This is a genomic window from Arthrobacter sp. 10N410 (assembly GCF_056394945.1).
In genome coordinates, this window is record NZ_JBFTIP010000001.1 from 405,199 (window position 1) to 418,587 (window position 13,389).

The following is a 13,389-nucleotide window of genomic DNA, read 5'->3' on the forward strand; positions in this document are numbered from 1 at the left end:
CCGTTTGCCCCGCGGGTAGAATCGAGGCCAGAACATCGCACCAACCATGCCGGCGCACCGCCGGAATACGGAGATTTCATGTCACGATGGCTCGAGGTCGGTCAGGACAACTACGTACTGACCACCCAAGGATCCCTGCTCAACACCGGCCTGGTTGTGGGCACCGAACGAGCCATGGTGATCGACACCGGCGGCGGGCCCCGGCAGGGCCGGGAGATCCTCGATGCCGTGCGCGAAAAGACGCAGCTGCCGCTGGTGGTCGTCAACACGCATGCCCACTACGACCACTTCTTCGGCAACGCCATTTTCGCTGACGACGGCGTGACCGAGTTCTGGGGGCACGAAAACTGCGCGGCGGACATCGAAGAGAACGGCGACGCCCAGCGGCACTTCGTCGCGGCGGCGGAACCGGAAATGGCTGCCGGCGAGGGCAGCTCGGTGGAGCTGGTGGTGCCGAACGCGATCGTCAAGGACCAGCCCGTCCTGGTGGACTTGGGCGGCCAGACGGCAACACTGTTCTACCTGGGACGCGGGCACACCGACGGCGACCTGCTCGTGGGGACGGGCACCACGCTGTTCGCCGGTGACCTGGTGGAACAGGGCGCACACCCGTCCTTCGAGGATTCCTTCCCGGAGGAGTGGGCCGATGCCCTGCGGCACCTGTCCGCGTTGCGGCACCGCTACGAATTCCTGATCCCGGGCCACGGCGAACCGTGCAGCGACCAGTTCGTCAAAACCATGGCCAACACCATGAGCACCGCCGTGCGGCAGGCCACCCAGGCCACCCGCGAGACGCCGAACGACGCCACCAAAGCCGTACCGATCCTTCCGTACGGACCGGAGCAGTCCCGGTGGTTCATCCGGCGTCTGCAGGAGACCCGCGCCCACCACTGAGGCGGGCCCCAAGACGGGCCACGGATCCGGCCGAAGCTAAGCGTGCTGGCGACTGCGCCTAGACTGGCTCTTTGAAAGAAGTCACAACAAGCGCCGCAGCGTGCTCCGCTGTGAGTCCTGGGGGAGAAACCAAAAGATGCCCGAATCGGTGGAAGACAACTCAGCTGCCACTGCTGAAAACTCAGGACAGCCTGAACTTCGCCGTCGCCGCGACCTGCGTCGTGCCGATGGTGAGAATCCAGCTGTCCGGACAGGAACCATGCCGGTCGTCAACCCCCGCAGCATCCCCGCGGAGCCCTCGGAAGCCCCTGCCCGTCCGGCCCCGCCGCGCAGCAGCTCCTGGGCCCAGGCCGCCGAGGCCGCCGATGAACGCTTTGGAAACCCTGCTACCGGAGCCACTCCGGTGATCAGCCAGGTCCCGGCGGCGCCGCGGCCGCCCGTCGCCCCGCCGACGTCGGCGGCGCCGGCAGTGCCGCAGGAGCCGGAAGAGTTGGCCGTCCCCGTCCCCGACGCCGCAGCCGCCTCCGTGCCGCCGCAGCCCACCCGCGCCACCCGCTCGGCCAGCCGTGCCGCCGCCCTGGCCGACGCGCCGATGCCGGACTTCATCAGCTCGCCAGGCCTCTTTGTCCGCGAACAGAAGCCCCGTCCGGTCGGCGGCTTCCGCGGCGCCCTCTACAACCTCACGGGCGGCAGCCTGAACCTCGGACCGAGTGCCCGGCAACGCGAGGAGGACGAGCTCGCGCGCCGGATTTCCCGCCAGCTCCAGGGCAGCTACAACACCGCCGTGCTGAGCCTCAAGGGCGGTATCGGCAAGACCTCCACCACGGTGGGCGTCGGACTGACCCTGGCCGAATACCGCGGCGATCCGCCCTGCGCGATCGACGCCAACCCGGACTCGGGCGACCTCGTGGAGCGCGCCCTCGGCGAGGGGATCTACCAGCAGCAGGCCCCGCGGACCATCAGCGACCTGCTCCGCAACGTCGAATCCATCGACTCGCTGACGGCCCTGGCCCGCTACATGCACCATGCCGGCCGCCTGCACCTGATCGCCGGGGAACAGGATCCGGAGGTGTCCGATTCGCTCACCGCGGAGGAGTACCTGCGGATCCGCAAGCTCATCTCCGGCTACTACTCCGTGGCCCTGACCGACTGCGGCACCGGCGTCACGCACAACGCGATGAGCGGGATCCTGCAGTCCGCGGACAACCTGATCATCGCCGCTGGCTACGCCGTCAGCGGCGCCAAGCGCGCACGTAGCACCCTGCACTGGCTCGCCAGCCACGGCTACGAGGACCTTGCACGGAACGCCGTCGTGGTCATCACGGACAAGGACGAAGTCTCCTCGCGCGTGGACAAGGACGCCATCGAGGACCACCTCTCCGGCATCTGCCGCCAGCTGATCGCCGTCCCGCACGACCGCGGCGTGGCCGACGGCGACCTCGTCACGCTCGATTCCCTCCGGCCCGAGACCCGCCGGGCATACCGGGAGATTGCCGCCGCGATCGTCGACGGCTACGTTTAGCCGCTACATTTAGGCCATGAGCAAGTACGCCGGGAACGACGCCGCCATCCAGCTGCAGGACCTCATTGTGGGCACCGAGAACGTCGAGGACTTCCTCGACCGCCTCGCGGAATTTTCCGCGTCCACCCTGAGCCACTCGGTCGGGGCGGACATCGAATGCGGCGTGACGCTGCAGCGGCGGAAGAAAACCATGACCGTGGCCGGCAGCAGCAGCAACGCCGTCATGCTCGACCGGATCGAGCAAAGCCTGGGCGACGGCCCCTGCATCGAGGCGCTGCGGACCCGGGGCATCGTGCTCCTGGCCAATGTGGACACGGACCCGCGCTGGCCCGAATACCAGCAGCAGCTCGCCGCCCACGGCTGCCGCAGCACCCTCGGCGTACCCCTGGAAATCGGCGAGGACTCGGCGGCCGCGCTGAACTTCTTCGCGTCCTCGACCGGAGTCTTCACCGCGGCAATCGTGGCCGAGGCCTCGGGGTTCGCGGACCTCGCCGGCCGGGCGCTGCGCCTGGCCGTCCGGATCGGCACCGCCCAGGCCCGAGCCGAGGACCTGCAGGCAGCCATGGAACACCGCACCTCCATCGACCTGGCCTGCGGCGTCGTGATGGCGCAGAACCGCTGCTCGCAGGACGAGGCGATGGCCATCCTTACCCGGGTTTCCAGCAACCGGAACCAGAAGCTGCGCGACGTCGCGGCGGATGTGCTGAAGAACGTCACGGGCGGCGAAATCCACACCCACTTCGACAGCTGAACCTCCGTCCGGCTGAACCTCCGGCCGGCTGGGCACAGCCGGACCTAGGATGGAAGGGATGACCACGACACGCCCCGCCGACTTCAGCCTCCGCAGCATCGCCGTCCCCGCCTTCGGCCCGGCACTGCTGTTCAGCATCGGCGAAGGCGCGATCCTGCCCGTGGTGGCCTTGTCTGCCCGGGACCTGGGCGCCTCGGTCGCGGTCGCGGCCCTGGTCGTCACGCTCATTGGACTCGGTTCGTGGTTCTTTAACCTGCCGGCGTCACTGATCACCCTGAAGTTCGGCGAGCGCTGGGCGATCGTCGGGGCGGCAGCCGCGAGCGCCGTCGCCCTCGCCGCCGCCGCTGTTTCCCCGCTGGTGCCGGCCGGGATCTGGCTGCTGGCCGCGGCGATGGTGGTGGTCGGCATGGCCGCCAGCGTCTTCAGCCTGGCCCGGCAGAAATACCTGACCGAAGCCGTTCCGGTCATCCTCCGCGCCCGGGCCCTTTCGACCCTCGGCGGGGTCAACCGGATCGGCATCTTCATTGGCCCCTTCATCGGCGCCGCGGTGATGCAGTTCGGCGGCATCACCGCCGCCTACTGGGCCGGCGTCGTGGCAATGGCCGCCGCGGCATGCCTGTCCGTCACCATCCCGGACCTCGTTGTGGCGGCCGGGCCGACGGCCGGCACCCCGGCCCCGCAACCCACGCTGCGCAGCGTCGCGGCCTCCCACGCCGGTGTGTTCCTGAGCGTCGGCGTCGGGGTCCTGCTGCTCAGCGCGTTGCGCGCGTCCCGCCAAGTGGTCATCCCGCTGTGGGCCGAACACCTGGGCATGGACGCCACCCAGGCCTCGCTGATTTATGGCATCTCCGGGGCCATCGACATGCTGGTCTTCTACCCTGCCGGAAAGCTGATGGACCGCAAGGGCCGCCAATGGGTGGCGGTGCCCTCCACGCTCATCATGGGCACGGCCATGCTGCTGATCCCACTCAGCACCGGATTCGTGGGCCTGCTGCTCGCCGCACTCCTGATCGGTTTCGGCAACGGCATCAGCTCCGGGCTGAACATGACGCTCGGAGCCGACTTTTCGCCGGACAACGGCCGCGGGCAGTTCTTGGGTATCTGGCGGTTCATGGCCGACGCCGGCGCCACCGGCGGGCCGGTGCTGCTCTCCGGCGTCACGGCCGCGGCGTCGCTGGGCGCCGGCGTGGGCGCCACCGGCGTGCTCGGCTTCGCCGCGGCCGCCGTCTTCGCCATCACCATTCCGCGGCTCAAACACCGCCGCAACTACTGAGGTGTCAGGTACTCGCCGGGGACGCCGGCAGGGGGCCGGCGCCGCCTGCGCGCCGGAACGCGGCGGCAAAGAGCGGCAGGCTGCGCTCGATCATTTCCTCGCTCGCGGTGAGCGAGATCCGGAAGAACCCCGGCGTCTCGAACAGCGTGCCGGGCAGCACAAAAACCCCGTCCTCCGCGAGCGCGTCGGCGAATGCGTCGTCGTCGCCCCCGCCGGGGGTGCGCACGAAAAGGTAGAACGTGCCTTCGGGCGGCCGGAGCCGGTAGCCCATCGCGGTGAGCGCGTCCACAAACACGTCCCGCTTGCGCTGGAGCCGGCCGATGTCGATTGAAAACTGCTCAAGCCGCGGCAGGACGTACTGCATGACGGCGTTCGGAAAGACCCAGCCGCCGGCCATCTGCAAGGCCGCGATGGCCCCGCGCAACGCGGCGCTGTCCGGCATGGCGGGGGACACCGCGAGGTAGCCGATCCGCTGCCCCGGGGCCAGATGGGTCTTGCCGTAGGTGTAGGCCAGCAGGGTGTGGGGATAGTATTCGGCCGGGCTGTGGAAGCGGGCTCCGTCGAAGATGATGCGGTTGTAAGCCTCGTCCGACACGAGGTAGATGCGGTGCCCGATGCGGGACGACTCGGCCTCCAGCAGCTCAGCCAGCTGCGCCAGGAGGGACGGCGGATAGATCCGTCCGGTGGGGTTGTTCGGGGAGTTCACGATCACCGCGCGGGTGCGCTCCGTGACGGCCGAGCGGATGGCCGCCAGGTCCAGGTCCAGGCTGTCCGCGTCGATCGGGACCTTCACCCGCACCAGCCCGGCCTCCACGGCGAGGGGTTCGTAGAAGAACCACGGCGGCAGGCTGAAGATCACCTCGTCACCGGGATCGCCGACGGCTTTCAGGGCCACGCTGATGGCGGAGAACCCGCCGGTGGTAAGGAAGATGTCTTCCGTTCCGAAGTCCACCCCCACATGCGTCCGCAGCGAGTCGGCCGCGGCGGCCCGGGCCGCGGTTTCGTTGGTTTTGTAGGCAAACCACTTCTCATTGCGCGGGGTGATGACCTCCCGGAGCGCGTCCACGTAGCTTTCATCGGGCATCTCGTGGGGGTTGCCGAAGGTGAAGTCGCAGACCCCCGGGTCGTCCTGGCGCCGGGCGTACACGGAGCCTGTGAGGTAGGCGTTGATCCGCAGTTGGGAGGGTACAGAGGCCAGCCGTGTGGCCCGCCGGGATGCCGGTGATGCATCACTGTAGCTCATGGCGCGTCCCCTTGGTCTGGGCAGGATGAAGGCAAGCAAAACCGAAAGGAGTCAGGGCGCTGCTGAGCCCGTGGAGACTCCGGAGGTGATCATTCTGGGCCTGCCCCGGACGGTTGTAAAGGGAACGACGGCGGCAGCACCGGGCCTGCCGGCCGGTACGGCCCCCGGCGTGGGGCGGGCGCTCAGGCGCCGGAGGCCGCGCGTCGGCGTCGTGCGGCGTGGCCAAACAGCCACACACCGGCGACCGTGGCGAGGTAGCCGGTGATGACGATCAGCGAGGTGCCGGCCCAGAAGTAGTTCGTTGTGCTGCCCTCCTGCCCCGGTCCCGGGGCGATCTTCAGCAGCGAGTACGTGGCCACCGCTGCGGAGGTGAGCCCCGCCAGCACCGGGACGGCAACCCACAGCCGGGCGGAGGCCCAGTGACCGTTGTAGCCGTCCCACACGTTCCACCTGGGACCCTTGCGCATGATCAGCCAGCCAGCCGGCAGCATGAACACCCCGACCACCAGGAAAGCGGCCACCACGTCGGCGGGCCGGTGCCACTGGTTGATGAGCGTGGAGACCCCGGTGGCGACGGCGAAGCTGCCGCCCAGGAAGCCGGCCAGCGGCCGCCAGCGCGGCGAGACCATCAGGAACACCGCGGCCGCGGCTGAGGCGGCCAGGGTGGTGTGTCCGGACGGAAGGGAATTGAATTCCAGTGTTTCGATCCCGCGGAACGGCCGCACCGGGACCAGGTCCTTCAGGACCTGGGTGGCGACGTTGGCGCCCGCAGCGGCGGCGATGGCGATGCCCGCGGCCGCCCAGCGGCGGCGTGCCACGGTCACGAAGATGACCACCACGGACGCGATCAGCGCCGAAAGCGCGGGCAGCCAGTCCAGGAGTTTGTTGCTCGCCTTCCCGGCCGCGCCGTGGATTTCCACGGCCTCCACCAGCGCGGATTCGTCGATGAACTGGCCGGTGGTGGTGCGCACGAAGAAGTAGTAGGTGGCGGCGAGGGCAGCCACGCAGCCAAGGGTGCCCAGCAGGAAGAGGAATCCGGTGGCCCTGCCCGGTCCGCGGGGCGCCGGGCCGGGCGCGGGATTCACGTCCGGTGCACCCGCTGACATGGGTTGAATGCTGCGTGTCTGCCGAAAACTCACCCCTACAGGTTCCCACAGAACGCTGCGAGGCTTCTGAGGGGAAGCTGGCGGTGTCGGGGAGGATTGACCGGCGCCGCGAACGGTACGAGAGTCATGCCATGAACAACCAGGAGCGCCGCGGACCCACCGCCGCGGTGGTTGCGGCACGCCACCCGGACGCTGCTTTTCCCCGCTTCCATCCGCGGCCGGCGCAGGGCTGGGTCGGCGGTCCCGCCGGCCTGTGTTTCCTCGACGGCCGGTACCACGTGTTCTTCCAGTTCAACCCGGACTCGGCGCTGCCCCGCCTGGTCTGCTGGGGGCACCTGAGTTCCCCGGACCTGCTCCGCTGGGAGGAACACCCGGTCGCGCTCCGGCCCCGGCTCCCGGGAACGGACGACTGGCGGCAGGACGGGCAGAACGCGGCGCGGGTGCCGCCGGATCCCCACGTCACCGCGGTGCGCGGTCCGTCCTTCTTCACCTTCCAGGGCCGGCGCTTTGCCCTGCGGGGGGCGGGCCTGGCCTCGGGGCACGCGGCCGTGCTGCTCTACCGCCCCGACGAGCTGCACGACTGGCGGTATGAGGGCATCTGGTTCACCACCGAGGACACCCTGGCCGCCAAGCACCTGCCGGCCGAAATCTGGGAGTGCCCGCAGCTGGTCCGCGTGCCGGACTCCTCCGGAGCCGAGACCTGGCTCCTGATGGCTTCGCTCCGGCCCGCCCCGGACGAACGCCACCATGCCGGCGGCGTGGGCTACCTGCTGGGATCGCTCGCCGAGGACACCGCCAGCGGATTGCCGGTCTTCACCCCGGCGCGGGGCGGCAAGGCGGACCTGGGGCCGGACTTCTACGCCCCGCAGATTCTGGCCCTGCCGGACCGTGCCCTGCTGTGGGGCTGGTCCGACGAGGTGTCGGGCCCGGACGGCCGCACGGGCCGCGGCCAGCCGGCCGCGGACGCCGCGGGCTGGGCCGGCCTGCTGACCTTCCCCCGGCAACTGGCGGTGCACGGGGACGCACTCGCCGTCGAACCGGCACCGGAGCTGCGCGGCTACCGGGGCCGCCAGCGCGCCAAGGGTGCCGCGGGAACCCTGCGACTGCCCGGCCAGACGGAAACCGCGGTCACCGGCGGGGAGGGCCGGATCCGGCTGGTCCTGGCCTCGACCGAGCAGGTCCGGGCAGTCTTCGCGGACACCGTGGCCGGCGGGGACGAACTGCGGATCTTCGTGGACGGATCGATCGTAGAGGTCTACCGTCACGGCTCGGTTCCGGCGACGGTGCGCGCCTACCCGGCGCCGGGTGAGGAATGGCGCCTGGAACTGCCGCACGGGGCGGCTGCCGATGTCTGGGACCTCGAGCAGCCCGGAACCGTCCGGCGCGAGGGCGGCAGCTGGAGCCGCGGGTAGAGTACAGCCATGCCCATCACTGCCGACCGCCCCACCCCTTCCGGCCTGAATCCCGGCGGCGTGGAGGAGCTCCTGGACCTGGCCCGGGTGGTGACCCTGCCGATGCGGGTGAAATTCCGGGGCATCATGGAGCGCGAGGCCCTGCTGCTCCCGGGCCCGCTCGGCTGGGGGGAGTTCTGCCCGTTCCCCGAGTACGGCGACGCCGAGGCCTCCCGCTGGCTTTACGCCGCCGTCGAGGCCGGCTGGCAGGGCTTCCCGGAACCCCTGCGGGACAGCATCCCGGTCAACGCCACCGTTCCCGCGGTCGCTGCCGACCGGGTGCCGGACATCCTGGCCCGCTTCGGCCGGGTGGACGCCGTCAAGGTCAAGGTCGCCGAGACCGGCCAGACGCTCGACGAAGACGCCGCCCGGGTGGCCGCCGTCCGCGCCGCGCTGCCGGACGCCGCGATCCGGGTCGACGCGAACGGGGGCTGGGACGTCCCCGCGGCCGTCGAGGCACTGACCCGGCTGGCCGCCGTCGGACTGGAATATGCCGAGCAGCCGGTGCCGGACATCGCCGGCCTCGCGGAGGTGCGCCGCCGGCTCAGGGCCGCCGGCGTTCCGGTGCTGATCGCCGCGGACGAGAGCGTGCGCAAGGAGGAAGACCCGCTCAAGGTGGCCCGCGCCGGCGCCGCGGACCTGGTTGTGGTGAAGGTGGCACCCCTGGGGGGAGTGCGGCGTGCCCTCGACATCGTGGCACGGGCCGGCCTGCCCGCCGTCGTCAGCTCCGCCCTGGACACCTCCGTGGGGATCCGCGCCGGGCTGGCGCTCGCCGCCGCCCTGCCTGAACTGCCCTACGCCTGCGGGCTGGGGACCGTGTCGCTGCTCGCCGCCGATGTCACCCGTGACTCCCTGGTCCCCGACGACGGCGCCATCCGCCTCCGCGACGTCGCCGTCGACCCGGGCCTGCTGTCGGAATACGCCGCAGCGCCGGAGCGGAGGGACTGGTGGCTGGACCGGCTCCGGCGCGTCTACGCCCTCCTGGCAGCAACGACTGCTCCGTAACGGCCCTTATCGGCGCCGAAAAGGGCGTTTACGACGCAACCGGCGGGCTTCGCGGGAACCGAGAGCGTTCACCCGATTTTCACCTTGGGGACTGCTCCGCGTTGTCCGGCGCTGGCAGGGTGGGGGGACGCATCCCTCTGCCCTGGAAGGTCCCACCCATGTCTGTCTCCTCCGGACGCAAGTTCTCCCTGCTGCCCATGCTGGGCCACACCAAGGGCAAGCGCAGCCCCGTGACCTGTGCACTCAAGTGCGACAACGCCTGCTCCGGCGAGGTCTGCAACAGCAGCTCGAACGGCTACTTCCGCGACATTGCCTCCGCCACGATGTCCCGCCGCGCCGCCCTCGGCTTCGGCGCCGCCGGCGCGCTCGCCGTCGTCTTCGGCAACGCCGTGACCTCTGCGGAACCGGCCGCCGCCGGTGGCCCCGGCCTGGCCGCGGCCGCCAAGTCCGGCTTCGGCAAGTCCAAGCTGCAGTTCACCGCCATTGCCCCGGTGGACGCCGCCGTCGACGCGTTCACGGTGCCGGCAGGCTTCAGCTGGCAGCCGATCATCCGCTGGGGCGACCCGCTCTTTAACGACTCGCCCGCCTTCGACGTGGACCGCCAGAGCGCCGCCGCGCAGGTCCGCCAGTTCGGCTACAACAACGACTACACGGACATCCTGCCGCTCGACGCCAAGGGCCGCCGTGCCGTGCTTTTCACCAACCACGAGTACACCAACGAGAGCATCATGCTCCCGGCCGGCTTCGACGCCGCCGAGACCCGGGCCATCGGGCGCGCCGCCCACGGCCTCACCGTCGTCGAACTGGAGCGCAAGAACAAGAACCAGCCGTGGCGCTACGTCCAGGGCGCCCCGCTGAACCGCCGTTTCCTGAGTGACACCAGCTACGAACTCACCGGCCCCGCTGCCGGCACCGCGCTCGTCACCACCGTTGCCGACCCGGGCGGGCGGACCATCAAGGGCACCCTGGGCAACTGCTCCGGCGGCACCACTCCGTGGGGCACCATCCTCTCCGGCGAGGAGAACTTCAACGGCTACTTCGTCTCCGCCGGAACGTCCGCCGCGGACAAGCGCTACGGCCTGACCAGCAAGCCCACGGCCCGCCAGTGGGAGCTCGATGACCCCCGCTTTGATACCCGCAACCCCGGCTACGCCAACGAAAGCAACCGCTTCGGCTGGATCGTGGAGGTGGACCCGCAGGACCCGACGTCGACGCCGAAGAAGCACTCCGCGATGGGCCGCTTCAAGCACGAAGGCGCCAACGTGATCGTGGCCGCCTCCGGGCACGTCGTCGCCTACATGGGCGACGACGAGCGCTTCGACTACCTCTACAAGTTCGTCTCCAGGGACAAGTACCGTCCCGGGACGACCGCGGCCGACCGCCGGCACAACATGGCCCTGCTCTCCGAGGGCGACCTCTTCGTCGCCAAATTCAGCGGCGACTCCCCGGCGGCCGAGATCGACGGCTCCGGCAAGCTGCCCGCGGACGGCGCCTTCGACGGTGCCGGGGAATGGCTCCCGCTGGTGGTGGGCGGCAAGTCCACGGTGTCCGGGATGTCGGTCGAGGAAGTCCTGGTCTACACCCGCCTCGCCGCGGACAAGGTCGGCCCCACCAAGATGGACCGCTGCGAGGACGTCCAGCCGAGCCTGCATACCGGCAAGGTCTACGTCGCGTGCACCAACAACACGGACCGCGGCAAGACCGGCAAGGAGGGCGCCACCGAGGTCAACCCGCGCACCTTGAACCGTGACGGCCACATCGTGGAAATCACCGAGACCGGCGACCAGACGTCCACGAAGTTCAACTGGAACCTGCTGATGGTCTGCGGCGATCCGGCCAAGAACACGTCCGCGTACTTCGCCGGCTTCCCGGCCAGCCAGGTCTCGCCGATCTCCTGCCCGGACAACCTGGCCTTCGACTCGGTCGGCAACCTGTGGATTTCCACCGACGGCGCGCCCTCGACCACCGGCTACGCCGACGGTCTCTTCAAGGTCACCCTGGCCGGTGCGGAGCGCGGCCGCGTGGAGCAGTTCCTTGCCGTGCCGCGCGACGCCGAGACCTGCGGACCCATCATCCACGATGAGGAACGGCACGTCTTCGTCGCCGTGCAGCACCCGGGCGAGGACGGCAGCTTTGAGGCGCAGAACTCCCGCTTCCCGGACTACGTCGCCGCCGGTGCGACGCCGAAGCCCGGCCAGGCCCGGATCCCGCGTCCCTCAGTCGTCCAGGTCTTCCGGGCCGACGACTAGCCCCTCAAAGTAACGCGGGGTCACTTCGCGCCCATTCCGGGGGGCCTGATGGGCGCGAAGTGACCCCGCGTTGCTTCTGCGGGAGCGTCCGGGCATGGCGGGAACTGATAATTTGAACAGTGTGAATAATCCGGCCGAAATGGTTGTCCCCAGAGTCCAGGCAGCTATTGCCCACGCGTTCGGCGAGGAGTTCCGCCAGACGGACCCGGTGATCCGGCCCTCGCAGTTCGCGGACATCCAGATCAACGCCGCCATGGCCCTTGCCAAGAAAGTCGGCCTGCCGCCCCGCGACGCCGCGGCGAGGATCGTGGAGGCCCTGGACCTCGACGGCGTCTGCAGCCTGGTGGAGATCTCCGGGCCAGGCTTCATCAACCTCACCTTCGACGGCACCTGGATCGAGGAGCTGCTCAACGCTCCGGCCCCCACCGGCGGGGGTGCGCAGCCCGCGCCACTGCACCGCGTCGTCGTCGACTATTCCTCCCCGAACGTGGCCAAGGAAATGCACGTCGGGCACCTGCGCACCACCGTGGTGGGGGACAGCATCGTGCGCGTGCTCGAGGCGCTGGGGCACACCGTGATCCGGCAGAACCATATCGGCGACTGGGGCACCCCCTTCGGCATGCTGATCGAGCACTGGCTCGAGGTGGGCGAGGACTCGCCCGAGGCCGCCCTGCTGGTCGATGACCCGAGCGCCTTCTACCAGGCCGCGCGGGCGAAGTTCGACGCCTCCGCCACGGACCCGGACGGCTTCGCCACCCGCGCCCGGCTCCGCGTGGTGGCACTGCAAGGCGGGGACCCTGAGACGTTCGCGGTCTGGCAACGGCTCGTGGCCCAGTCGAAGCGCTACTTCAACGCGATCTACGCGATGCTCGGCATCAGCCTCACCGACGACCACATTGCCGGCGAAAGCTCCTACGACGCGCACCTGGCACAGCTGTGCCAGGAACTCGAGGAGCGCGGCATCGCCCGGATCAGCGAGGGCGCGCTCTGCACCTTCCCGGCCGGCTTCACCGGGCGGGACGGCGATCCGCTGCCGCTCATCATCCGCAAGTCCGACGGCGGCTACGGCTATGGCACCACCGACCTCGCCACGATCCGGTACCGGGTCCGCGAACTGGAGGCGGACCGGGTGCTGTACGTCGTGGGCGCGCCGCAGAACGTCCACCTGCGGATGGTTATGGCCACCGCGCGCGACGCCGGCTGGCTGCCGGACACGGTCGAAGCCACCCACGTCCAGATCGGCAACGTGCTCGGCGAGGACGGCAAAATCCTCAAGTCCCGCGCCGGCAACCCGGTCAAGCTGATGGCGCTGCTGCAGGAGGCCGTGGACCGGGCCCGCGCCGTCATCGACGCCAGCCGGCCCGAGCTCAGCGACGCCGAACGGGCGGTCACGGCGCGGCAGGTGGGCATCGGCGCCGTCAAGTACGCCGACCTCTCCACCGGGCACGACACCGAGTACGTTTTTGACTTCGACCGGATGCTCGCGCTGACCGGAAACACCGGCCCGTACGTCCAGTACGCGGCCGCCCGGATCCGCTCGATCCTGCGCAAGGCCGGGGCCCTGGACCAGCACCTCGACGGCGCCGCCGCCGCGTCCGCAGCGCCCGCGGCGGCGATCGCCGTCGTCGAACCCGCCGAACGCGCCCTGGCCCTGCACCTGCTCGAATACGACGCGACGCTGCAGAAAGTCGGCGAACTGCTCGAACCGCACCGGCTGTGCGCCTACCTCTTCGAGCTCGCGCAGCTTTTCACCTCTTTCTACGACCAATGCCCCGTGCTCAAGGCCGACGAAACGGTCCGGGAATCGCGGCTGGCCCTGTGCGGACTGGTCCTGCGGCGGCTCTCCAGCGGCCTGGAGCTGCTGGGCATCGAGACGCCGGAGAACATGTGAGCCC

At 70.0% G+C, this 13,389-nt stretch carries 10 protein-coding genes; 8 read left to right on the forward strand and 2 right to left on the reverse strand.

The annotated features are described in order from the left end of the window. Positions 1 to 78 precede the first annotated feature (78 nt). The 4 genes from AC1DB8_RS01955 to AC1DB8_RS01970 all read left to right on the forward strand — a co-directional run bounded on the left by AC1DB8_RS01955 (position 79) and on the right by AC1DB8_RS01970 (position 4,440). Positions 79 to 894 (forward strand): MBL fold metallo-hydrolase, encoded by an 816-nt coding sequence (locus AC1DB8_RS01955; RefSeq protein ID WP_441416892.1) that lies wholly within the window; start codon positions 79 to 81, stop codon positions 892 to 894. 259 nt (positions 895 to 1,153) lie between these two features. Further along, entirely contained in the window at positions 1,154 to 2,416 is a 1,263-nt protein-coding gene (locus tag AC1DB8_RS01960; protein ID WP_476892037.1) for a MinD/ParA family ATP-binding protein, read from the forward strand. 16 nt (positions 2,417 to 2,432) lie between these two features. Further along, complete coding sequence (locus AC1DB8_RS01965) at positions 2,433 to 3,167, forward strand: GAF and ANTAR domain-containing protein (RefSeq protein WP_441416894.1); 735 nt, start codon at positions 2,433 to 2,435, stop codon at positions 3,165 to 3,167. A gap of 58 nt (positions 3,168 to 3,225) precedes the next feature. After that, positions 3,226 to 4,440, forward strand: a complete 1,215-nt coding sequence (locus AC1DB8_RS01970; RefSeq protein WP_441416895.1) for an MFS transporter — start codon at positions 3,226 to 3,228, stop codon at positions 4,438 to 4,440. Between the two features lie 4 nt (positions 4,441 to 4,444). Here the strand turns inward: AC1DB8_RS01970 and AC1DB8_RS01975 are convergent, their stop codons facing one another. After that, positions 4,445 to 5,683: an aminotransferase class I/II-fold pyridoxal phosphate-dependent enzyme gene (locus tag AC1DB8_RS01975; RefSeq protein WP_476892038.1), complete on the reverse strand. Its 1,239-nt coding sequence runs from the start codon at positions 5,681 to 5,683 to the stop codon at positions 4,445 to 4,447. A gap of 182 nt (positions 5,684 to 5,865) precedes the next feature. Continuing rightward, positions 5,866 to 6,789: a phosphatase PAP2 family protein gene (locus AC1DB8_RS01980; protein ID WP_476892039.1), complete on the reverse strand. Its 924-nt coding sequence runs from the start codon at positions 6,787 to 6,789 to the stop codon at positions 5,866 to 5,868. Between the two features lie 131 nt (positions 6,790 to 6,920). Here AC1DB8_RS01980 and AC1DB8_RS01985 point away from each other — a divergent pair, with 131 nt between their 5' ends. The 4 genes from AC1DB8_RS01985 (at position 6,921) to argS (ending at position 13,385) form a co-directional block, all read left to right on the forward strand. Next, entirely contained in the window at positions 6,921 to 8,201 is a 1,281-nt protein-coding gene (locus AC1DB8_RS01985; RefSeq protein WP_476892040.1) for a glycoside hydrolase family 32 protein, read from the forward strand. A gap of 9 nt (positions 8,202 to 8,210) precedes the next feature. Next, positions 8,211 to 9,245 carry an o-succinylbenzoate synthase gene (locus tag AC1DB8_RS01990; RefSeq protein WP_476892041.1) on the forward strand — a complete coding sequence of 345 codons (1,035 nt, stop codon included), beginning with the start codon at positions 8,211 to 8,213 and terminating at the stop codon, positions 9,243 to 9,245. A 158-nt stretch (positions 9,246 to 9,403) separates the two neighbouring features. Then, on the forward strand, positions 9,404 to 11,494 hold the full coding sequence (locus tag AC1DB8_RS01995; RefSeq protein WP_476892042.1) for a PhoX family protein: 2,091 nt from the start codon (positions 9,404 to 9,406) through the stop codon (positions 11,492 to 11,494). A 139-nt stretch (positions 11,495 to 11,633) separates the two neighbouring features. Beyond that, positions 11,634 to 13,385: an arginine--tRNA ligase gene (gene argS / locus AC1DB8_RS02000; RefSeq protein ID WP_476892043.1), complete on the forward strand. Its 1,752-nt coding sequence runs from the start codon at positions 11,634 to 11,636 to the stop codon at positions 13,383 to 13,385. Positions 13,386 to 13,389: the final 4 nt, after the last annotated feature.